General features: G+C 49.0%; 22 protein-coding genes and 3 tRNA genes. 12 read left to right on the forward strand and 13 right to left on the reverse strand.

What is annotated here, in order from left to right:
• Positions 1-49: 49 nt before the first annotated feature.
• The 13 genes from POREN0001_RS05100 to POREN0001_RS05160 form a co-directional block, all read right to left on the reverse strand.
• A complete protein-coding gene (locus tag POREN0001_RS05100; RefSeq protein ID WP_004333684.1) occupies positions 50-427 on the reverse strand; it encodes a RidA family protein in 378 nt (125 codons plus the stop codon).
• Between the two features lie 26 nt (positions 428-453).
• Positions 454-1,194 (reverse strand): 23S rRNA (guanosine(2251)-2'-O)-methyltransferase RlmB, encoded by a 741-nt coding sequence (rlmB, locus tag POREN0001_RS05105; protein ID WP_004333512.1) that lies wholly within the window; start codon positions 1,192-1,194, stop codon positions 454-456.
• Positions 1,187-2,857 (reverse strand): DNA repair protein RecN, encoded by a 1,671-nt coding sequence (gene recN / locus POREN0001_RS05110; protein WP_004333766.1) that lies wholly within the window; start codon positions 2,855-2,857, stop codon positions 1,187-1,189. The genes rlmB and recN overlap by 8 nt, the downstream gene beginning before the upstream one ends.
• A gap of 33 nt (positions 2,858-2,890) precedes the next feature.
• Entirely contained in the window at positions 2,891-3,799 is a 909-nt protein-coding gene (porD, locus tag POREN0001_RS05115) for a type IX secretion system protein PorD (RefSeq protein ID WP_040580773.1), read from the reverse strand.
• Positions 3,796-5,025 (reverse strand): bifunctional phosphopantothenoylcysteine decarboxylase/phosphopantothenate--cysteine ligase CoaBC, encoded by a 1,230-nt coding sequence (gene coaBC / locus POREN0001_RS05120; protein ID WP_004333651.1) that lies wholly within the window; start codon positions 5,023-5,025, stop codon positions 3,796-3,798. Before coaBC ends, porD begins: the two co-directional genes overlap by 4 nt.
• 23 nt (positions 5,026-5,048) lie before the next feature.
• Positions 5,049-5,825: a 3'-5' exonuclease gene (locus POREN0001_RS05125; protein ID WP_004333599.1), complete on the reverse strand. Its 777-nt coding sequence runs from the start codon at positions 5,823-5,825 to the stop codon at positions 5,049-5,051.
• A gap of 15 nt (positions 5,826-5,840) precedes the next feature.
• The gene (locus tag POREN0001_RS05130; protein WP_004333805.1) at positions 5,841-7,019 is read right to left on the reverse strand and encodes a DNA polymerase III subunit beta; all 1,179 of its coding nucleotides are present in this window, start codon (positions 7,017-7,019) and stop codon (positions 5,841-5,843) included.
• A gap of 70 nt (positions 7,020-7,089) precedes the next feature.
• The gene (locus tag POREN0001_RS05135) at positions 7,090-7,569 is read right to left on the reverse strand and encodes an S-ribosylhomocysteine lyase (RefSeq protein WP_004333581.1); all 480 of its coding nucleotides are present in this window, start codon (positions 7,567-7,569) and stop codon (positions 7,090-7,092) included.
• A gap of 24 nt (positions 7,570-7,593) precedes the next feature.
• Positions 7,594-8,322, reverse strand: coding sequence for a 5'-methylthioadenosine/S-adenosylhomocysteine nucleosidase (gene mtnN, locus POREN0001_RS05140; RefSeq protein ID WP_004333763.1), 729 nt, complete (start codon positions 8,320-8,322; stop codon positions 7,594-7,596).
• A 108-nt stretch (positions 8,323-8,430) separates the two neighbouring features.
• Complete coding sequence (locus POREN0001_RS05145) at positions 8,431-8,919, reverse strand: ferritin (protein ID WP_004333706.1); 489 nt, start codon at positions 8,917-8,919, stop codon at positions 8,431-8,433.
• A 145-nt stretch (positions 8,920-9,064) separates the two neighbouring features.
• Positions 9,065-9,148 (reverse strand) — tRNA-Leu (locus tag POREN0001_RS05150).
• Positions 9,149-9,192: 44 nt separating this feature from the next.
• Positions 9,193-9,274, reverse strand: a tRNA-Leu gene (locus tag POREN0001_RS05155).
• A gap of 97 nt (positions 9,275-9,371) precedes the next feature.
• Positions 9,372-9,445 (reverse strand) — tRNA-Asp (locus tag POREN0001_RS05160).
• A gap of 357 nt (positions 9,446-9,802) precedes the next feature.
• Here POREN0001_RS05160 and POREN0001_RS05165 point away from each other — a divergent pair.
• The 12 genes from POREN0001_RS05165 to nqrF all read left to right on the forward strand — a co-directional run bounded on the left by POREN0001_RS05165 (position 9,803) and on the right by nqrF (position 21,421).
• Positions 9,803-10,786, forward strand: a complete 984-nt coding sequence (locus tag POREN0001_RS05165) for an NAD(P)-dependent oxidoreductase (RefSeq protein WP_040580835.1) — start codon at positions 9,803-9,805, stop codon at positions 10,784-10,786.
• A gap of 397 nt (positions 10,787-11,183) precedes the next feature.
• Positions 11,184-11,978, forward strand: a complete 795-nt coding sequence (locus POREN0001_RS05170; protein WP_004333660.1) for a hypothetical protein — start codon at positions 11,184-11,186, stop codon at positions 11,976-11,978.
• Between the two features lie 381 nt (positions 11,979-12,359).
• Entirely contained in the window at positions 12,360-12,938 is a 579-nt protein-coding gene (gene rbr / locus POREN0001_RS05175) for a rubrerythrin (protein ID WP_004333850.1), read from the forward strand.
• 638 nt (positions 12,939-13,576) lie between these two features.
• Positions 13,577-14,245 (forward strand): phosphatidylserine decarboxylase family protein, encoded by a 669-nt coding sequence (locus POREN0001_RS05180; protein WP_004333666.1) that lies wholly within the window; start codon positions 13,577-13,579, stop codon positions 14,243-14,245.
• Positions 14,245-14,964: a CDP-diacylglycerol--serine O-phosphatidyltransferase gene (gene pssA / locus POREN0001_RS05185; RefSeq protein ID WP_004333778.1), complete on the forward strand. Its 720-nt coding sequence runs from the start codon at positions 14,245-14,247 to the stop codon at positions 14,962-14,964. Before POREN0001_RS05180 ends, pssA begins: the two co-directional genes overlap by 1 nt.
• A 15-nt stretch (positions 14,965-14,979) precedes the next feature.
• Positions 14,980-15,246 carry a hypothetical protein gene (locus tag POREN0001_RS05190; protein WP_004333661.1) on the forward strand — a complete coding sequence of 89 codons (267 nt, stop codon included), beginning with the start codon at positions 14,980-14,982 and terminating at the stop codon, positions 15,244-15,246.
• A gap of 203 nt (positions 15,247-15,449) precedes the next feature.
• Positions 15,450-16,808, forward strand: a complete 1,359-nt coding sequence (locus POREN0001_RS05195; protein ID WP_040580840.1) for a Na(+)-translocating NADH-quinone reductase subunit A — start codon at positions 15,450-15,452, stop codon at positions 16,806-16,808.
• Positions 16,809-16,823: 15 nt separating this feature from the next.
• Positions 16,824-18,020: an NADH:ubiquinone reductase (Na(+)-transporting) subunit B gene (gene nqrB / locus POREN0001_RS05200; RefSeq protein WP_004333654.1), complete on the forward strand. Its 1,197-nt coding sequence runs from the start codon at positions 16,824-16,826 to the stop codon at positions 18,018-18,020.
• Positions 18,021-18,051: 31 nt separating this feature from the next.
• Positions 18,052-18,789: an NADH:ubiquinone reductase (Na(+)-transporting) subunit C gene (gene nqrC, locus POREN0001_RS05205; protein ID WP_004333831.1), complete on the forward strand. Its 738-nt coding sequence runs from the start codon at positions 18,052-18,054 to the stop codon at positions 18,787-18,789.
• Between the two features lie 15 nt (positions 18,790-18,804).
• On the forward strand, positions 18,805-19,425 hold the full coding sequence (locus POREN0001_RS05210) for an NADH:ubiquinone reductase (Na(+)-transporting) subunit D (RefSeq protein WP_004333846.1): 621 nt from the start codon (positions 18,805-18,807) through the stop codon (positions 19,423-19,425).
• Between the two features lie 38 nt (positions 19,426-19,463).
• Entirely contained in the window at positions 19,464-20,090 is a 627-nt protein-coding gene (gene nqrE / locus POREN0001_RS05215) for an NADH:ubiquinone reductase (Na(+)-transporting) subunit E (protein ID WP_004333542.1), read from the forward strand.
• Positions 20,091-20,143: 53 nt separating this feature from the next.
• Positions 20,144-21,421: an NADH:ubiquinone reductase (Na(+)-transporting) subunit F gene (gene nqrF, locus POREN0001_RS05220; protein ID WP_004333674.1), complete on the forward strand. Its 1,278-nt coding sequence runs from the start codon at positions 20,144-20,146 to the stop codon at positions 21,419-21,421.
• Positions 21,422-21,484: the final 63 nt, after the last annotated feature.

Below are 21,484 nucleotides of genomic sequence, written 5' to 3' on the forward strand. Positions count from 1 at the left end.
GAGGCTTCTCAAGATCCCTCACCTCTCTATGGGCACCCCGTAGGTCGGATTACTTACGAGCGATTACTTCAATCTCGATAAGTCCGTTCTTGGGAAGCGTCTTTACGGCAACTGCAGAGCGAGCCGGGAAAGCGCCTGAGAAGTTCTTTTCGTACACGGCATTCATAGCGGCAAAGTCCGCCATGTCGGCCAAAAAGCAAGTCGTTTTGATAACGTGATCGAAGGTGTATCCGGCTTCGTCGAGGATGGCTTTGAGGTTGCGGAATACCTGTTCCGTTTGCTCCGTTACGCCTCCTTCTACAAAAGCACCGGTCTTGGGGTCGAGCCCCAACTGACCACTTGTTATAAGCATGTTGTCGAATTCTACAGCTTGACTGTAGGGACCAATGGCTGCAGGAGCATTGGTTGTGCTAATTACTTTCTTCATATCTCTTCTCTATAATTAGGTGATATTCATTTCGTTTGCTTCTGACGGAGAGACTCAAAAAGGAGTATCCCTGCGGCTACGGATACGTTGAGGGAGCCAATCTCTCCCACTTGGGGGATGGCTACCGATAGCGTGGCAAGTCGAGCCACTTGTGGCGAAACCCCTTCGTGCTCACTCCCCATCACGAGAGCCAGAGGCCCCGTAAGATCGGCCGTGTAGTAGGTGTTTTCCGCCTTTTCGTTGGCGACAACAATCTGGAGGCCGCACTCGGCGAGGTAGCCTACAGCTCCGCTTATTGAGGGTACTCTGCACACGGGAATACGCATCAAAGCTCCGGCGGAAGCATTCACGGCATCCGCGGAGACGGAGACGCTCCCTCGCTCGGCAATCACAAGGGCATGAGCACCTGCACACTCGGCAGAGCGCGCTATTGCCCCGAAGTTGCGCGTATCTGTTACCCCATTGAGTAGCACGATAAGGGGATCTTCTCCTCGCTCAAAAATCTGAGGAACCAGCATCTCCAACGGAGTGTAAGAGACCTGTGCAATGATGGCAACACAGCCCTGATGGGCACCTCTTGTAAAGCGATTGAGTCGCTCCGCAGGCACCTCTAGGACGGGGATTCTTTGCTCTCGTGCCAATCGTTTGATGGCGCGAATCTCCTCCGAAACGAGCGCACGGCGCAGGTAAATCTTATCAATCTCCTGACCGGCCTCTAGGGCTTCTTGTACGGAGTGGATGCCAAATATGATTTTTTCTTTAATCATTGTTTTGTAGTAATTCTTGGGCAGCAGCAATGGCTACCGGGGTAATAACGGAACCGCTGATGAGGCGTGCCACCTCTTCTTCGCGCTCTTGGGGCGAGAGGGTACGTAGCTCGGTAGAGGCTCTTTCTGTCTCTTCGTTGTAATGCTTCGAGATGGCCATTTGGGCTTCGCTACGTGCTGCAATCTGCGGCAAATGGGTGATGGCAATCACCTGTAGGTGGTGCCCCATGGATCGGAGTACCTGCCCCATACGATCTGCCACGCGCCCGGAAACTCCGGTGTCGATCTCGTCAAAAAGAATCGTTGGGAGGTGATCACACGCAGCAAGCATCGCCTTGATGGAGAGCATCAAACGAGCCATTTCTCCTCCGGAGGCAACGCTCCCCACGGGTTGTAGTTCGGCATCCCCATTGGCACTAAAGAGCACTTCTACGCGATCGTAACCCGTGGGCGAGGGAGCATCTAGGGGCGTTACCCTAAATTCTACTCGGGCATGGGGCATCTCTAGTAGCCGTAGTTCTTCCGACAATTTCTTGCCTAGTTTTAGGGCGGTACTCTGCCTGGTTTTCGATAATTTTTCACCCAGAAGTCGTACCTCTTTTAGGGCAGCAGCGGATTTTTTTTCAGCCTCTAGGAGAAGGTCTTCTTGCCCATCACAGAATTGCACCTTCTTGTGAAGCTCTTCGCGGAGGGCGATAAGTCCTTTTGTATCGGAGTGATGGTACTTTTGACACAGCGTATTGATGAGGTCGAGACGAGCCGTTACGTGAGCAAGAGCCTCCGGATTGGTATCTACCTGCTCGGTAAAAGAGGCGAGGTCTCTAGCCACATCGCGCATATCTATGGCGCAGGAGCTCAACCGCTCGAGGTGGCTTTCTACTCTGGGGAACTTGCTTGTAATCTCTTCGAGTTGGCGAATGGCTCCTGAGAGCTGACTGATTACATTTGAGGATTCTCCGTCAAGCATCTCTTGTACTTGGTAGAGCGTGCTCTTAATTTCGTCGGCATGACGCAAAAGGGTCTCCTCCTCAAGCAATCCCTCTTCTTCGCCCTCTACGAGTTGGGCGTCGCTCAACTCTTGGTAGCGGAATAGATTGTAGTCATACTCCTCTCTGCTGCGAGCTATTTGGCTTTTTAGCTCCTCGAGAGCGTGGGTGGCCTCTTCGTATTGAGTGTATGAGGCCTTGTAGGCGGAGAGGAGCTGAGGATCGTCCGACATCCTGTCTACTATGTGCAGTTGGAATTGGTTGCTCGAAAGCTGAAGATTCTGGTGTTGCGAGTGAATATCGATGAGCAGAACGCCTAGCTCAGACAGCGTAGCGAGGGAGACGGGTGTGTCGTTGATGAAACATCTACTGCGCCCCATTGCGGAGATTTCTCTCCATACAACGCAAGCGCCATCCTCCATCCAGAGATCTCTCTGGCGCAACCATTCTTCCACATGTGGGGGGAGTTCGACAAAAGTTGCCTCTATAACGCTTCGCTTTGCCCCTGCCTTGACGAGACTACTATCGGCACGGCGGCCTTGCAACATCGAGAGCGCTCCAACAAAAATACTCTTACCTGCACCCGTCTCTCCCGTGATGGAAGTAAAGCCGGAGGCAAAAGAGACCTCCAAGAGATCGATGAGAATAAAATCTTGAATCCTGAGGAGTTGGAGCATCAGTGTCTATTGTTTTTTAGAGACTTAGGGAACTTAACGCTTGAGTGCATCGAGCGTATTACCCTCTGTGGGATATATCTTGTTGAGGAGCTTGTAGGCCGCTTGCTTCTCTTCGGCGGTAGCTTTCTCTGCCACTTTGACCAATTCAGAAAGTTTGGTTTGGGAAAAAAGGATCAGAAGCGGAGTGCGAGGCGTGTTTTTCCAGACCTCCTCTAGTTGGTTAAGAGCCTCTAAAAGGGAGGTTCGCCCTCGCTGCACGTTGGCAACAAGTTCGTCCAGTCCTTTTCGGTGATAGGTGTACCACATTTGGCGGAATGGCTCTTGAGTGGGGTCGTTGAGGGCCTCTGCTATGGCGTATCTGTTGTAGTCGTTGTCGTAGGCTTTCCAGCCTTTCCACTCCGTGCTTGCCTGCCCGGCAATATTGACGAGCTGTCGCATTTCGTCACGAGCCACGTTGCCTCCCAAGGGGGAGAAGCTATCGAGGTCCAGAGCGATTATGTAGTATGCGTAGAAAACAATGCTGGCAATGAGGTTACTTCCTATGTCATTGGGGGAATAACTTAGGACGTCGAAAGATTGGTATTCGAAGTTAAGTTCTCGGTCGCGCCAAACGAGAAGAGGGGATTGGTAGGAGCTGTTAAAGACAGGGCGTTGTGCCGTGATGTAAAGCTCTCCGGCGTACTTACGCTCCTCTTCTACAGCTGTAAGGTTGATGGCAAAAGCGCATTCGATACGCTCTGCAGGGGAGTATTGTAGCGAAGTCCAACGCGTATTGTTGAGCATGTCGGTTAGTTGGCGTTCCATTTCTGCGAACTGGCTGGCATTGACCGACCCCAGTCGCTCGGTATTGATCGTTACTTTTGCTTTGAGCTCTTGTGCAGAGACTTGTTTTGCTCCCAGCAGTAAGCAAAGCAAAATCAGAAACGGACGGACAACCTTCATTGCTGCAAATAATGGTTTGTGAGGTAGTTGAGAATATCCTTTGCCACCTCTTCTTTGCTCTTGAGGGAGCACTCCAAAGGCTCTCCCTCTTGGGGAATCAAGGTTACCTTATTGGTGGGGGTGCCAAAGCCGGCTCCCCGGTCGTTGATGGAGTTGAGCACCATAAGATCCATGCCCTTACGTGCCATCTTGCGCCTTGCCTCCTCGTAATCAGAAGAGGTTTCCAAGGCGAAACCTACCATGATTTGCTTCTCCTTTTTTTCTGCTCCCAGCGTGGCGGCGATATCCGGATTCTTTACAAGAGAGAGCGACATGGAGGCGCCTGTGCTTTCCCGTTTCATCTTGCCTTCCGCTTTATGCTCGGGGCGATAGTCTGCCACAGCAGCGGAAAAAATGGCAAGGCGGCATGAGTTTGAAACTTTTTGGCAGGCGGCTAGCATCTCGCAAGCCGTTGATACTCTCTCCACATGCACCCCTTGAGGATCGGGCAGAGAGGAGGGGCCGGAGACGAGATGAACTTGGGCTCCTCGGCGAGCGCACTCAGCAGCGAGTGCATATCCCATTCGTCCGGAGGAGTAATTCCCGATAAAACGAACAGCATCAATCGGCTCGTAGGTGGGGCCAGCTGTGATGAGAACTTCCATCTCGGCTAGGCTATTCTCTTTACATCCTTGCGCCTCTGCCTCAAAGTGTTGAGCTACGGCCTGTGCGATTTGCTCGGGCTCTTCCATACGCCCTTTGCCCTCCAGCCCACTTGCTAGAAAGCCGTCTCCCGGCTCTACGACGTGCACTCCTCGCTCGCGGAGGGTCTGTAGATTACTCTGTGTTGCAGGGTGGCGATACATGTCTAGGTCCATGGCAGGAGCCACCCAGACCGGAGCTTTCATAGAAAGATACGTGGTGAGTAACATGTTGTCGGCAACTCCTGTTACCATCTTGGCGAGGGTGGCTGCCGAAGCCGGTGCGATAAGCATGAGATCTGCCCACAGTCCTAAGGACACATGGCTGTGCCAAGACCCATCTCGGCGATCGAAAAACTCCGAGACTACAGGCTTTTGTGTAAGAGTGGAGAGGGTAAGGGGAGTAATAAATTCTTTGCCCGAAGGGGTAATGACGACCTGTACTTCGGCCCCCATTTTTATGAGAAGACGAATAAGCGTAGCACTCTTATAGGCTGCAATACTGCCCGTGATGCCTAAAACAATATGCTTACCTTGAAGGCTCATAAAAGGCTTGATGGAGGGATTGATTAGTTGTTTTCGGAAGCAAGTTTGAAGCGAAGGCGCGTAAGATGCCGCTTGGTGTCTTCGGGGAAGTCGGCCTTCATCACCCAGTCGTAATAACCCGGTTCTTTTTTGAGCACCTCGGCAACGGGTACGCCTTTGTGCTTGCCAAAGTTAATCACGACCTCGTCTTTTTCGTTGTAAACGAAGCGTCCTGCCAAGTCAAGATTCCGCTGCTGCATTGTAAAAGAAGATAGGAACTCAACATCGTTTTGCAGATCTTCGGGATAGCGGTCGAGTTGAGCCTTGAGCACTTCGAGCGTGGCGCGCGTGTCGGCTTCGGCAGAGTGTGCCTCGGTCAAGTCCTTATCGCAATAAAATTTGTACGCAGCCTCTAGGGTACGACGCTCCATTTTATGGAAGATCGTTTGCACATCAATGAAACGGCAGCGCGAGAAATCGACCTCTACGTCGGCGCGGAGGAATTCTTCTCCTAGGAGGGGTACGTCAAAGCGATTGGAGTTGTATCCCGCAATGTCACACCCTTGAATCATAGAAGCCAAGCTCTTAGCCACTTGTCGAAATGTGGGACAATCGCGCACATCATCGTCGGTAATGCCGTGGACTGCTGTGCTCTCCTCGGGGATGTGGCACTCCGGGTTAAGACGACGCGTGCGCACCTCTTCGTGCCCATCGGGGTAGACTTTGATGAGGGAGATTTCTACGATACGATCTTTCTCGGGACTGAGCCCCGTAGACTCAATATCGAAGAATACAAGTGGACGCTTGAGCTGTAGTTCCATAGAAGAAGGGCAATTTTAGCGAGCCGTAGTAATGGGCATGATCACATTGGTTAGCTCCGTATCCTTGGGGTTCTCGGAGGGGATGATAACCATTGCTCGAGAGGCATCGGCAATCTCAAAGACGATGTTGCTCGACTCAATTGTATTGATAAGGGCAATGAAGCTATGTACCTTGAAGCGGAGCTTCATGCTGAGGTTAGAGGGATTCTCTATGGGGAAGCGTTGCTCCGCCTGCCGCACGTCTTGTACATCCATGCTGACTGTCATCAGATTACCTTCGATAGACATCTGCATCACTAGGGGATGATTGGGGCTGCTCATAAAGGAGTTCATGCGCTTGATGGCAGGCACAAACAGACGCCCTTCTATGGAGATGCGGTGAGGGTTGTCCCTAGGGATTACAGAATCGTAGGGTGGATAACGGCCCTCTACTAGGCGAGTAGAAGCCTCGATGTTACCAACTTTGAAGAACGCCTTGCGGTCCGTGTGCGAGAGAGTTACCTCTTCGTCTGTAAAAGACGCCAAGAGAGCGCGCAAGAAGTTCGCCATCTTTTGAGGCAGACAGAACTGATAGGGCGATTGTACTCGCACGTCGGCCGGCTCTACAATAGAGGGATCCACCACGGTAGAGTCTGTATATTTCGTAAGGATCTCGGTAGAGGTGGCTACCATTGCGAGGTACTTTGCTTTGAAGTCGAAGCACACAGAAGCAAGAATGGGTCGCCTAGCATCCTCTGCCATAGAGCCAATGGTAAGATCCAATCCACGACGCATGGCAGAGGCAGACATAGTGGCTACGTGTGCCGTTTCGGCCTCTTCTCTGTCTTTGTCGTCCTTAGGATAAAGCTCTCCATCGCTCGTTGCGAAACGGATATAGCCCCCTTCGAAAGTCATCAGTAGGGTAGAGGTCTCCGCTTCGTAGTCGAAAAGGAGGGGTTGGTCGGGCAATCCCTTTACGTATTCCAATATATCCTTGGGATGAACGGCGAAGGTGGCGTTCCCTTCTGAGGTGATCACAGGTAACACCCCGCGGCTTCGCATCATGCCGTCAGAGCCTGTTACGTATAGGTTGTTGTCTTGTATTTCGAAAAGGAAGTAGGTGAGTACTGGCATCTCATTATAGACGGTAGGCACTACTTTACTTTGGTTCTGAAGGAGGGTCGAAAGCTCTCCGGAGGCTATTTTAAACTGCATATCAGAGGTTGTTGCTATAGTTATTCTTCGTAGGCAAAAGTAGCCATTTTTCTTGAAGGCTCTCTAGGGATTAGGAGGGATAAACAAGATTCTCTTCTGTTGCCACGTCAAGTACTTCTCGGAGGTACTTCTCGGCTTCGTAGCGTGCCATGGGGAGGTTGTGCAGGAGACAATTTCCGCAATCTCTAGGCTCGGTGCCGGGTACTACGCCCTCGAAGTCGCGCACAAAACGGAAAGTGGCTCGCATTAAGTCCAGGATGTCGTGAGAGGAGAGATCTCCCTTGATGAGGAGGTAGTTGCCCGTAAGGCACCCCATGGGTCCCCAGTAAACAATGCGATCGCGCCACTCGGGATCGTTACGAAGGTAAGTGGCTGCAAGGTGTTCGATGGTATGCAACTCGGGTACGCCCATCACGGGTTCCCGATTGGGTTCCTTCATGCGAATATCGAAAGTGGTAATTACCACATCGCCAAAGCGGTCTTTGCGGGAGACGTAAATGCCTCGCTTGAGGCGGATATGATCGAGTTGAAAGCTAGGTATTTTCTCCATTTTTAGGGTTCGTATTTGATTATACTAGATTGCATTAATGAGTTTATGGATGGCTGCAAACCGCTCGGAGCGGAACGCTTTTTCTCCCCAGAATCGACGGTATTGCGCATAGCCGTCGGCTCGATCCGGGGTGTCGCTGATGAGCCGGATCACCATCAAGGGGAGGCGGTGGATGTAGGCTGTCTGCGCTACCGCTGCGCTCTCCATGTCCAAAGCCAGGGCGTCGGGGAAGTTGGCTTTGATAAAGGAGAACTCGGCAGGGGAGGATAAGAATCGATCTCCACAGGCTACCCCTCCTAGATGGAAAGGAACCTCTGTCTCCCTGAATTTCTCAACGAGAGAAGTCTCTACAGGATAACGCAGAGGGTAACCCTGTACTTGCCCATAGGGGATTTCTGCCCCGCAGTAGACGTCGTGATAGCAAACCCAATTAGCCACCACGATATCGCCTCTCTCTACACTTGTGCTGAGGGTGCCACTTACTCCAATATTGAGGATTAGGGAGGGGGCGAATAAATGAATCGCCTCTGTTGTGGCCACTGCTGCAGAGACTTTGCCAATGCCTGTGGTCAGGACAAGTAGAGATTGCCCTTTGTGCGTGGTGCCTTTCCAGCCTTCGAAGCCAAGAGGTGATACCTCCTTTTTCGGGGGCTCAGAGAAGAGGGGGAGAAGCTCTTGCACCTCTTTGGGCATAGCTGCTACCAAGAGTATTTTGGTGGCACCCCCGTATCGTAAAGGCTTGTTCGTATCCATCGTTACAAAGATACAACAAAAAGCCCATCATCTACGCCTCGTGTGAGAGGGAGATGGTGGGCAGTATAGAAACTCTTTTTTATCCTTTAATCCCTAAGAAATAACTTCTTAAAGCTCTGTCTTAGCGAGTTCTTCGTCCAAGAAAATTAGGTTTTGTTCCTTGGAGAGATTGATGCGATCGATGATGCTGCAAGCGGTGTCTTCTTCCTCTACTTGCTCGCGGATATACTTCCAGAAGAAGTCTTGAGAAGCCATATCGTGCTCAGCGGCTGCCACCTGAACAAGCTCTTCGATCCATGCCGTTACCTTGCATTCGTGCTCGTATACTTGTGTAAAAGTGTCTGCTACGGAGCCAAATTCTGTGGGAACCTCCTCAAGGGGAAGAATGGTCACACGGCCTCCGCGGCGGTTTACAAAGTTCATCATATCGTAAGCGTGCTCCATCTCTTCTTTAGATTGAGCCATAAGCCACTTAGCCATCCCTGCATAACCTTTGTGTTGTAGGTACATAGACATGGAGAGATATAGGTTAGAAGACCACATCTCGCGGTTGATTTGTAGGTCGATGGCTTTCGTTACTTTTTCGTTGATTTTCATATCTTCAAGTGCATTTTTTTCTGTTACTACTGATAAAACAGACGTGCCTTACTTTGGTTCAATGCGTACGACGCTCTTATTCGTAAGGGGGAGAAATAAAAAAAGCACCTACCCTCAATATCAAGGATAAATGCTTACAGGGAAGTACGCGAGATGAGATTTGAACTCATACACCGTAACCGGCACTACCCCCTCAAAGTAGCGTGTCTACCAATTCCACCACTCGCGCAAAATGTTTCAAGTTTTATGAGGTCTCCCTCAAAGCTGTCGTCGTGCCCAAGACAGGACTCGAACCTGCACGTCGCGAAACACTCGCACCTGAAACGAGCGCGTCTACCAATTCCGCCACTTGGGCTTCTTTGTTACTCTCTTCTCTTGGCATCAGGCCCAAACGAAAAGAGCCGCACACAATCGACTTCTATCTTATTCTCTAGCACTTGCTCCGTATTTCGCGGTGCGGACGGGACTCGAACCCGCGACCCCCTGCGTGACAGGCAGGTATTCTAACCAACTGAACTACCGCACCAAAACTCGAAGCGTGCTCCGACCGTCTTTGTCAAGAGCTGTAGAACAGCCTCTGCCGTTCTCGTTTAACGCTCTCTCAACTCGAAAGCGACAGCAAAGGTACTGCTTTTTTTTAGTTGTGCAATAGCCGGCGATAATTTTTTCTGTTTCCAAAGTGATTTTGATGTGCCGATTTTTTGTGGTTTGATTCATAAGTATCTGTAATATAGTGTGATTGTAGAGCTTTAGAGGGGCGGTGGAATCTTCTTGTGGGAGTATGAAGATTTTTCATCTTCGCCCGCCTTTAATCTTTCGCTGCGTTGCAAGAAGAGGGAAAGAGAGTTATCTTTGTAGTCGTATTCAATTAGACCTTGGTAGTATGACAGACAGACATAAAGAACGTATCCTCATGGCATTCGATACCATCGAAGAGGGGTTTGAAGAGCTTGAAGAGCGCTTTGATCTTGTGCGTCCTCCCCACGGGCGAGACTTTTCGCGGCAAGAGATTATGGAGCAGATTGCCTCCGCCACCATCCTCTGTTCGGTATTCGACATCCCCATAGATAGAGAGATTATCGATAAGGCTCCCAATCTAAAGCTAATTGCCAACTATGCCGTTGGCTTCAATAATATAGATATTGAGTATTGTAGAGAGAAGGGGATCGCTGTGGCCAATACGCCCGAGAGTGTAATTGCCCCCACGGCGGAGCTTGCTCTTGCTCTCCTGCTGTCACTTTCGCGCCGAACGGCGGAGTGGGATCGCACTTTGCGCACGATGGGTCGAGATCTTAAACCCTCTAGGTTAGACCGATTGGGCTTGGATCTCCTTGGCAAGACGATCGGGATTGTAGGCTTTGGTAACATAGGTCGAAGTGTGGCCGTGCGCTGTCAAGCCTTTGGGATGAAGGTGCTGTACTACAAACGCCATAGGCTTTCGGAGGAGATGGAGCGGCAGCTCGGTGTGACCTATTGCGACCTCGATACTCTATTTGAGACGGCCGATGTGGTCTCTCTCCACACGCCTCTCAATGAGGATTCTCGCCATCTTGTGGATGCCGATAGACTCGCTCGGATGAAGCCTTCGGCTCTCCTCGTCAATACCGCCCGTGGGGCAGTGGTGGACGAAAATGCCCTAGTGGAGGCTCTTACCTCCGGGAAAATTGCCGGTGCAGCGCTTGATGTATACGAAGATGCCGACAAACCCAATGCGGCCCTCTTCCGCTTAGACAATGTGGTCATGACCCCTCATGTGGGTACGCAAACCTACGATGCGCGACTTATGATGGCGTGTGAGCTAACAAATAATGTACTTGGCTTTGTGGATGGAGACCGCCCTGTAGCTTATGTGGTGCGACCTGCCTAGATGGTAGTTCTCCCCGTAGGGGCTCGAAGTAAGTAGCGCTCCTCTCTTCTGATTTTCCCCATGGACGGGAAGGAGGAAGAGGGGAGCGTTCTTTTTTTTGTTCCTTGAAATGAGACAAAAATGCAGGCTAAGAAATTTAGAGCCACTGCCCTATACTTTTTTGTTTTTCGGGCAGAATGCTCCCTCCTAATCAGCCTATTTCTGAAAGAATTCTACCTTATAACGTTGTAGATTCTGGCCGGAGGTTGTTCCCTTATAGACTTTTTCCTAAAAAAGAGCCTCTGTGCAGAATATAAAGCGTATATTTGCGATAGGAATTGATACCTCCTGTGCATTACATAGTGATGATGCAAGGAAAGAATCACACAGGAATAGAAATCTAAAAAGCAGTTTGCACATGAAAATCTTAGTACGACTATCAGCGGTAGTGTGTTCCCTCCTTATCGCCCTCTCGGCGGGAGCACAAGAGAAGACTCCTCTCTCCTTTGGCTTGTATACGACCCTGGGTGCTCCCGAGGGTTTGACGATAGGGGGCTCAGTCTGCTTTATGCCCGAACTTTCGCTCCGCGCAGGGCTTGGCTTAATGCCTAGTCTGTCTTACTCTTCGCGAGTAGATGTTGATAAGGTAAAGGCTTTTGCCTCTTATGCGCAGAAACTTGAGAATCCTGTTGATCTGGATATCAATATGAAGTCGGGTTGGGTGCGAGGTCAGTTGCTTCTCGATTATCACCCATTTAGAAATCCATTTAGGGTCACGGCTGGTTTGTTCCTAGGCCGCTATCAAGCTCGTGGATCGGTACAGCTCGTAGATCACAAGACGGGTAAGTCGGTAGCCGAAGAGATGAGAAGGAAGGGAGTGTTGAACATGCCTCTAATTCGGCTAGAGGAGAATGGGGAGACTCTTTTTACTCTCCAGCCCGACGAAGATGCCTCTATAAACGCTTCCGTTGCGTCCCCTTCTTGGGTACAACCTTATATCGGGATTGGCTATGGTTTTGCTGTGCCACGCTCTAGAGTGTCGTTCTTTGGGGATCTGGGATTCCTCTACAATGGGCCTCTAAAGTTGTCTTCCCCTAACCTGAGAGAGGGTAACCTTAATAGCCTTGTGCCCCGTGATGAAACATTAAAATCGATTGATGCTTGGACGCGGCTTTTTGCAATTCTCAACTTGGGCGTCTCTATACGGCTATAAAGTATTCCCTATTGTCCATCTTTTAGTAGGGGAGAAGTATTATCTGCTTCATGTTGTCTACCACTCTCTTATTGCAAGGGGGTGGTAGTGTTTTGTGCGGATAGGGAACTCAAGACGAGAGGTTTTGATTCTTAATACCGAGGGTTATTCGAAATGAAAAGAGAGGGCTCCTCTTCGTTAATTCGTTACTAATCACTTGGCTGCGGAGCGATAACAAAGGTCGTGTCGCCTTCTTTTGCCCTCCTTTTGTAGTACATTTCTGTACTAGTAAAGAATACGGATTACCTATAAATGGGTATAAAATGAGTTTGCATCTAATATTTAATACCTACTTTTGCACAAAGAAATAAGTATAAAACAGACAAATAAGAAGACCAAACTATGGAAAAGTCGATCAAAGGAACTCGCACAGAGAAAAATCTACTCGCCTCTTTTGCCGGAGAATCTCAGGCACGTAATAGATATACATTCTTTGCAAGTGTGGCAAAGAAAGAGGGCTATGAGCAGATTGCTGCCATCTTCCTTGAGACTGCAGAGCAGGAGCGTGAGCATGCCAAAACGTTCTTCAAATTCCTCGAAGGTGGGATGGTAGAGATTACTGCCATGTACCCTGCCGGGGTTATTGGCACCACGATGGAAAATTTGGCTGCCGCTGCCGATGGTGAAAACGAAGAGCACACCGTGTTGTACCCCGAGGCTGCAGACATCGCTGAGGAAGAAGGGTTCCCTGCAATTGCAGCAGCATTCCGCCAGATTGCTAAGGTGGAGGCAGAGCACGAGCGTCGCTATCGCATCCTTCTAGAGCGAGTAAAAACAGAAACAGTATTCTCTCGCGAAGAAGAGATTATGTGGCAGTGCCGTAACTGTGGTTATGTGCTTACCTCGAAGAAGGCACCCGCAAAGTGCCCCGCTTGTCAGCATCCGCAGGCTTACTTCGAGCCCTGTAAGCAGAACTATTAATCCTACTTCTCAAGCGGAGAAGCCCCAAAAAGTAGCGAGATACGAAGCTGCTTAGAAAAGAACCCCTACACTCTTTTATATTACAAGAAGGGTGGCAGAGAATAGTGAGATGGGGGATTGACATATTTGAGAGACGAGATAAAAGGAGCCCACATCCTCTCGTTTCGTAAAGCGCATGGTAGCTATACCGCTCCATGTATTACCTCTAGTTTCTATCCCTAGCCGGGGTGCGAGTTGAGGGGTGCGGATTGAGCCAATGCGTTTTATTTGTTTGTGGGGTTGCCCCCTCGGAGCTCAAAAGGCAAAGGATCCTTCCTTATGTCTATGGTTTGATCTCCGGGGGGCAACTTTTTATATCCGAAGGAAGATCTCGTTGTACCACTTGGTGGGGTATGTTGGGGAGAGCTAAAAAGGATGGCGAGGCGCCCTTGTCAAAGAAAAATGTTGTCCTCTCGTGGGGGTGAAGTAAGGGCAATATTTGTGTGCATAAGTATCGTTGTTTTTGGGGTCTTATTTGGGAGGAATTTTGTATTTGTCCTTTCAAAAGGGTTATGGATCGGCAAGAATGAGCTATTTTTGCAGGGCTAATGCTGCCCATAGGTAGCACAAAAGATACAAACGACACCAATAGGCAACTGATGAAAGTTCACCACGAAGGGAGAGGAATCCTGATTAGTTTCTTTCTTATATTCTTAGTTATAGACGTTCTCGCATTCCTGACTTCTCCTTATATTGCCATTCCTGTTTTCTTACTAGTAAGCACTCTTACTCTTATGGGTTTGGCGTTTAATTTCTTCCGGAGTCCCAATCGGCACAATGAGGGCGAAGGGCAAGAAGATATTATTGTAGCTCCTGCCGATGGTAAGCTCGTGACTATAGAAGAGGTCTATGAGGGAGAGATTTTGCAGGCACAGTGCCTCAAGGTTTCTATTTTTATGTCTATCTATGACGTTCATGCCAATTGGTTTGCATGCAATGGTGTTGTGCGCCACGTAAGCCATACGGAAGGGAATTTCTATAAGGCTTTCCTTCCCAAGAGTAGTACCGAAAACGAGCGGAGTGCTGTGGTAATAGAGACCCCTCAGGGGCATCGTGTGCTGGAGCGTCAGATTGCAGGCGCTGTTGCTCGACGTATCGTTACCTATCCACAAGTGGGAGAGGAAGGTACTATTAACGACTTTGTGGGCTTTATTAAGTTTGGTTCGCGCATTGATCTCTATCTTCCTCTTGGCACAGAGATATTTATAGCACCGGAGACAAAAGTAAAAGGAAATACTACCGTTATCGGTAAACTGCCCTCTCTATAATGATGAAGAGCATTCGCTACTATATCCCCAATTGCATCACTCTTGCTAATCTTATAGCAGGTTGCCTTGCCATTTATCAGGTCTTGGTCAATGGGGATAGCAATGCCGCCGCTTGGTGTATTGTGGCGGCCGGTGTTTTTGATCTGTTCGATGGCTTGGTGGCTCGTCTGCTCCATGCTCAGAGTGTTATTGGAGCAGATCTCGACTCTTTGAGCGATGTGGTTAGCTTTGGTGTCGCTCCGGCATTTCTTCTTTTTTCCTATTTGGGAAAGGAAACTCCCTCTATATGGGCGGCGCTTCCGGCTTTTCTGATTGCCGCATTCTCAGCTCTACGTTTGGCTAAGTTCAATAATGATACGAGGCAAACTAGCTCCTTTTTGGGGCTACCGGTACCAGCCAATGCTCTATTATGGATTGGTATCGTGGCTACACTCTCCCTTTTGCAGCTCTCTACGGCTCTCCTATTGAGTATTGTGTATCCCTTGATATTGATAAGTTGTATCTATCTAGTGGCCGATATTCCTTTGCTTGCATTTAAAATCCACTTCCCCCTAACGGAGAAAAAAGATCGCATTCTTCTTTACATCGCGTTAGTGTTACTTGCTCTTGGCATACTGTTTGTGTCTCTCTTGGGGTGGGCTGGGTTGCTTCCTTTTGTCGTGAGCTACCTTATCAGTTCTGCGTTCTACCGTCTTTTGTGGCGGTCTTATAACAAGTAGTGATCAGTTGGTAGTATGACTTTTTTCCTCATAATCCTCCTTATAGGGATACTCTTTTACCTCTTCCGTATTCAGATCCTGAAATGGTTTTTGCGCCGTGCAGGGATGTATAATGCCTCCCAAGAGGCCTCTCGTTCTCAGAAGAGAAGAGGAGAGAGGGAGCCACACCGCTCGCCCGGAGAAAAGGTGGATATCACGACTGTGGATAAGCGTAAGTTTGATAAGGGTCAGGGGGAGTATGTAGACTTCACAGAAGAGAAAAACACGAATCCTGAGCAGTAGCTTAGGGGGCTTCTGTGTCATAAAGTTTTTTTCTGTCGTTGGATTAGTGCCCGCTAGTGGTCTAATCCTTGTTCATATAGCTCTGCTTGCGAGCAGATTTCGTTGTTAAAGGTCGTAATATTCCATCCTAGTAGGGTACCTATTTGATGGGATTTGACTACTTTTGCAAAACTGAATTTGTAGCAACGACAGAGATTGTAGTCATGGCTAAATCGATAAAAATACGAAAGGGCCTCTCCTTGAATCTGAAAGGGAAAGCCCCGCTGGAGCATTTGAGTGCCCCTAAGCCAAGCAGTACCTATGGGTTGGTCCCCGATGACTATGTGGGTGTAACCCCAAAGCTTTTGGTACATGTAGGCGATAAGGTAGAGTGCGGTACGCCTCTTTTTTACGATAAAACTTTTCCCGAAATTAAGTTCACAAGCCCTGTGGCTGGCGAGGTTGTCGCTGTCAATCGAGGGGCAAAACGTAAGATCCTGAGCGTGGAAGTTCGTCCCTCAGGGGAGGATACTTCAGTCTCTTTTGCCCCCTATAAAAAGGAGAATACCTCTCGTGAGGCTCTCCTTGAGATGTTGCTTAGCTCGGGAATGTGGGCATTTTTCAAACAACGCCCCTATGATAGGATTGCCAATCCTCGGGAGATGCCGAGAGACATCTTTGTAACGGCCAATCTAACAGCCCCCCTCGCTCCCTCTATGGAGTACCTATTAAAGGGAAGAGAAGAGGATTTGCAAGTCGCTCTTTCTGCTCTACAGACGCTCACTAATGGCTCTGTGTATTTGGGCGTCCCTGCGAATTTTGCTTTTACAGCACCTCAAGGAGTGGAGGTCGTTTCCGTAGAGGGACCTCACCCTGCAGGTAATGTGGGAGTCCTTATTAACCATATCCGCCCCCTCAACAAGGGTGAAGTGGTGTGGACCTTAAAGGCCACGGACTTGCTCGTTGTAGGGCGTTTCTTGCGTACCGGTAAGGTAGATTTCTCTCGTACGATAGCCATTGCCGGCTCCGATGCTGCGCAACGTGGTTATGCGACTATAACTCCGGGAGCAAGAGTGCTAGATCTGTACGGCTCCGATCTCTGTGTCAAGAAAGAACACGAACGGGTTATCAATGGAGATGTCCTTACGGGGGTGCGTATTTCGGATGAGCGTCCGTTTGCTTCGCTCAACATTGATCTAATAAGCATTATCCCCGAAGGAGACGATTACGACGAAGCCTTTGGTTGGATCGCTCCTCGCTTTAAGCAGTTTAGCGTTAACCGTAGCTACTTCTCGTGGTTGCTTGGGAAGAAGCGAGAATATGCCTTTGATGCTCGTATCAAGGGAGGCGAGAGGGCTATGATTATGAGCCATGAATACGATCGCGTTTTCCCCATGGATATTTTCCCCGAGCAGCTTATCAAAGCCACTATTGCCTACGATATCGACAAAATGGAGGCTCTGGGGATTTACGAAGTGGCTCCCGAGGATTTTGCGTTGTGCGAATTTGTCTGCTCTTCGAAGATGGAATTGCAGTACATCATACGCAACGGGCTCGACCTCCTCTACAAAGAAATGAACTAACCCTTCCCTATAGATATGAAAGGATTCTTTGATAAATATCGTGCGACTTTCTCCGAAGGGGGTAAGTTGCATGCCTTCCATTCGCTTTTTGAGGGGATGGAAACATTTATGTTTGTGCCCCACGATACCGCTCGTAGGGGTACCCACATTCACGACGCAATAGACTCGAAGCGAGTGATGAGTATGGTGATTCTCGCGCTAATCCCCTCGCTACTCTTTGGTATGTACAACGTGGGATACCAGCATTACCTCGCCATTGGCGAGCTCGCCACTCGCTCGTTTTGGGCGCTTTTTGGCTTTGGTTTCCTTGCTGTATTGCCTAAGCTCATCGTAGCTTATGTAGTGGGATTGGGGATTGAGTTTACTGTCGCTCAATGGAAAAAAGAGGAGATCCAAGAAGGATTCCTGGTAACGGGTTTCTTGATTCCCCTCATTGTTCCCGTAGATACCCCTCTATGGATGATTGCCGTAGCAACGGCTATGTCTGTGATTTTTGCCAAGGAAGTCTTCGGAGGTACGGGGTATAATATTTTCAATGTAGCGTTGATCACTCGTGCTATCCTCTTCTTTGCTTATCCAACCATGATGACGGGGGACAGCGTTTTTGTCCGTACGAGTGATAGCTTTGGCGTAGGAGCCGGTACCTTGGTGGATGGATATTCCGGAGCTACTCCCCTCGGGCAGATTGCTACTGCCGGAGAATCTCTCCCCGCATTGCACAATATTGTAAACGAACCTCTCTCTCTTCTTGATGCCTTTTGGGGATTCATCCCCGGCTCTATTGGGGAGGTCTCTACGTTGGCCATCCTACTAGGGGCTGCATTGCTCATTTGGATGGGGATTGCAAGTTGGAAGATTATGCTCTCGGGCGTTGTGGGAGCCTCCCTTATGGCTCTGCTTTTCAACGCTATCGGCTCTACGGCAGCCATGCAAATGACACCCCTCATGCACCTTTTGTATGGGGGCTTTGCCTTTGGTATTGTTTTCATGGCAACGGACCCCGTAACCTCGGCACGCACCGAAACGGGGAAGTGGATCTATGGATTCTTTGTAGGGGTTATGTGTGTCTTTATCCGCGTGCTCAACCCTGGGTATCCTGAGGGGATGATGCTTGCCATCCTGCTAATGAATGTATTCGCTCCCCTTATCGACTACTTTGTAGTGAACGCGAATATCAAACGTCGTGCTCGCCGTCTAAAAAGGGCAAACTAATCAATCCGAGCTTTGTAATAGACAAGAAACTATGAATAGAGAGAGTAATACATACACTATAGTATACGCAGCCATTATGGTTGCTCTCGTAGCTGTTGCTCTTGCTTTCACCTCACAGGTACTCAAGGCACCCCAAGAAGAGAATATCAAGATAGACAAGATGGAGCAGATCCTTCGCTCCGTACATCAGGTTGCCCCCAGTAAAAAAGAGGTGACTAAGCTCTACAAAACCATCATCAAACAGGAGCTTCTCATCAATGCCAAGGGCGAAGTGCTTCGCACGTTTGAGGGCGAGGAGATTGCCAATAATGCCGCATTCAATCTAAATACTGCCAATCAATTTAAGTTGCTCGCAAGCAATCCCGATGCTGAGCTTCCTCTGTATGTCGCAGAAGTTGATGGGGCGAAAAAATTCATTATCCCTCTCAATGGAGCCGGACTTTGGAATGTAATCTGGGGCTATATGGCTATTGATATGGACGGAACCACTGTCTTTGGCAGCGACTTTGGGCATGCCGGAGAAACTCCGGGGCTGGGTGCCGAAATAGCAACAGAGCACTTCTCCTCTCGCTTTATCGGTAAGCATATTGCCAACACAGAGGGGCAAGTGATAGGGATTGCCGTGGTGAAAAATGGAAAGTCGCCCGATGAACGTGAATTTGTAGATGGAGTAACCGGAGGTACGCTTACCAGCAATGGGGTTGATGCGATGCTCACGAGCTCGCTCAAACCCTACGAGAAATATCTTCAAGCCAACGCTACCAAATAAGGAAGAATAGAGATTATGGCAAACAAAAATAAAGAGGTTTTACTAGGGCCGCTCAGTAGCAACAATCCTGTACTTATCCAGGTGCTGGGTATTTGTTCGGCTCTTGCTGTTACGTCGCAGCTCAAGCCCGCTCTTGTAATGGGGCTTTCTGTAACGGCTGTATTGGCTTTTGCCAATGTTATTATTTCGTTGATTCGTAATACCATCCCCACACGTATTCGTATCATTGTACAGCTCGTGGTGGTAGCGGCTCTTGTAACAATCGTAAATGAAGTACTCAAAGCCTACGTCTACGACATCAGCAAACAGCTTTCGGTGTACGTTGGTCTTATCATTACGAACTGCATCCTCATGGGGCGTCTTGAGGCCTTTGCTCTCGGGCATAAACCTTGGGAATCGTTCCTCGATGGGGTAGGTAACGGAGTTGGATACGGCATGGTGCTACTCATTATTGGCTTTGTTCGTGAGCTTTTGGGCAATGGAAGTATTTTCGGCTTCCGCGTTATCCCTCAATCTTTCTACGATGCAGGGTACGCCAACTTTGGTCTTATGAATATGGCTCCCATGGCTCTTATCATACTTGCTTGTATCGTGTGGGTACAACGGAGTTACAATAAAAATCTACAAGAAGCGTAGAGAGAAGAGTAGGATAATTTATACTAGAAAGACTGATTATGAATTACGCAGTAGATCTTCTGAGCCTCTTCTTTCGCTCGGTATTTATCGATAATATGATCTTCGCTTTCTACCTCGGGATGTGTTCGTATCTCGCGGTATCGAAAAATGTGAAGACGGCATTGGGTTTGGGCATTGCAGTGACATTCGTGCTTACCTGTACCCTCCCGATCAACTATTTACTAGAAAACTACATCTTCAAAGAGGGTGCACTCACCTGGCTTAGTCCCTCTTTTGCTACAGTAGACCTTAGCTTCCTTTCCTTCATCCTTTTCATTGCAGTCATTGCCTCCTTCACTCAATTGGTGGAGATGGTAGTGGAGCGTTATGCTCCCTCTTTGTACGCATCACTCGGGATTTTCTTGCCTCTCATTGCTGTGAATTGTGCCATCTTGGGAGGTTCTCTCTTTATGCAACAACGTGAATTTGTAGACCTAGGACAAGCAACCGTCTACGGCTTTGGTTCGGGTATTGGTTGGCTAGTCGCAATCCTTGGGATGGCTGCAATCCGAGAAAAATTGCAGTTCTCCAATATCCCGAAGCCGCTGAGAGGTTTTGGTATAGCCCTCATTGTTACGGGGCTAATGGGGATGGCTTTCGTTTGCTTCTCGGGGGTTAAACTTTAAGAGGCAACCCGGAGAGTTCGTAGAAGACTAAGTAATAAAAAGGAATACACGATATGGCGATTAATTCTATCGTAATCATTGCGAGCGTAGTTATATTCCTCGTAATCACCCTTATATTGGTCATTGCCCTACTTGTTGCCAAGAGCAAACTTGTTCCCTCGGGCAATGCAACCATTACAGTAAATGACGAGCGTAAACTCGAAGTCCCCATAGGAGGCACCCTGCTTAATACGCTACAAAACAACGGCATCTACCTTTCCTCCGCCTGTGGTGGGAGTGGAAGCTGCGGCCAATGTCGCTGCCGTGTGGTAGAGGGCGGTGGCGAAATTCTTCCTACCGAGAAGGGGTTCTTTAGCCGCAAAGAGCAGAAAGCGCATTGGCGTTTGGGCTGCCAAACGAAGGTAAAAGAGGATCTCAAAATCATCGTTCCCGAGTCTGTATTTGGCGTAAAAGAGTGGGAATGCGAGGTCGTTAGCAACCGCAATGTATCCACCTTCATCAAAGAATTCGTTGTAAAACTGCCCGAGGGCGAAGTGATGAACTTCAAGAGTGGTAGCTATGCACAGATCAAAATTCCCAAATATAATATCTCTTATTCCGACTACGATATATGCGATAAAGAGGGGAACGATCGCTTCCGTAAAGACTGGGAGCGTATGGCAAAAGTGGGACTCTTTGGCTTGAAGGCTGTAAATACAGAAGAGACAATTCGTGCCTACTCAATGGCGAATTATCCTGCCGAGGGTAACATCATTACACTCAATGTGCGTATTGCCACTCCGCCCATCGATCGGGCTACGGGCACTTGGAAGGCCGGTGTTATGCCGGGTATTTCTTCTTCCTATATCTTCTCTCTCAAGCCTGGAGATAAGGTGACGATGAGTGGTCCCTATGGAGACTTCCATATTCATGAAGATAGCGATGCCGAGATGCTTTATATCGGCGGTGGGGCAGGTATGGCTCCCCTTCGTGCTCAGCTCTTGCACCTTTTCAATACGGTAAAGACGGGGCGTAAGGTCTCTTATTGGTACGGAGCACGCTCTAAGAGTGAAATTTTCTACGAAGAGGACTTCCGCGAGATAGAAAAGAACTTCCCCAACTTCCGCTTCGTTATCGCCTTGAGTGACCCTCAACCCGAAGATAATTGGACGGGAGCCACCGGATTTATCCATCAGGTTATATACGATATGTACCTCAAAGATCATGAGGCTCCGGAAGATATCGAATACTATATGTGCGGACCGGGCCCCATGTCCAACGCTGTCAATAAGATGCTCGAAGACTTGGGCGTGCCTCGTGAGCAGGTCAACTTCGACGACTTTGGCGGTTGATCTCGGAGGAAACATCAGAAGCGAAATGTACAAGGAGCTTCTCTAGCGAATATCAAGGTACTA

Origin of the sequence: Porphyromonas endodontalis ATCC 35406 (assembly GCF_000174815.1) — a bacterium.
Taxonomy (GTDB): Bacteria; Bacteroidota; Bacteroidia; order Bacteroidales; family Porphyromonadaceae; genus Porphyromonas; species Porphyromonas endodontalis.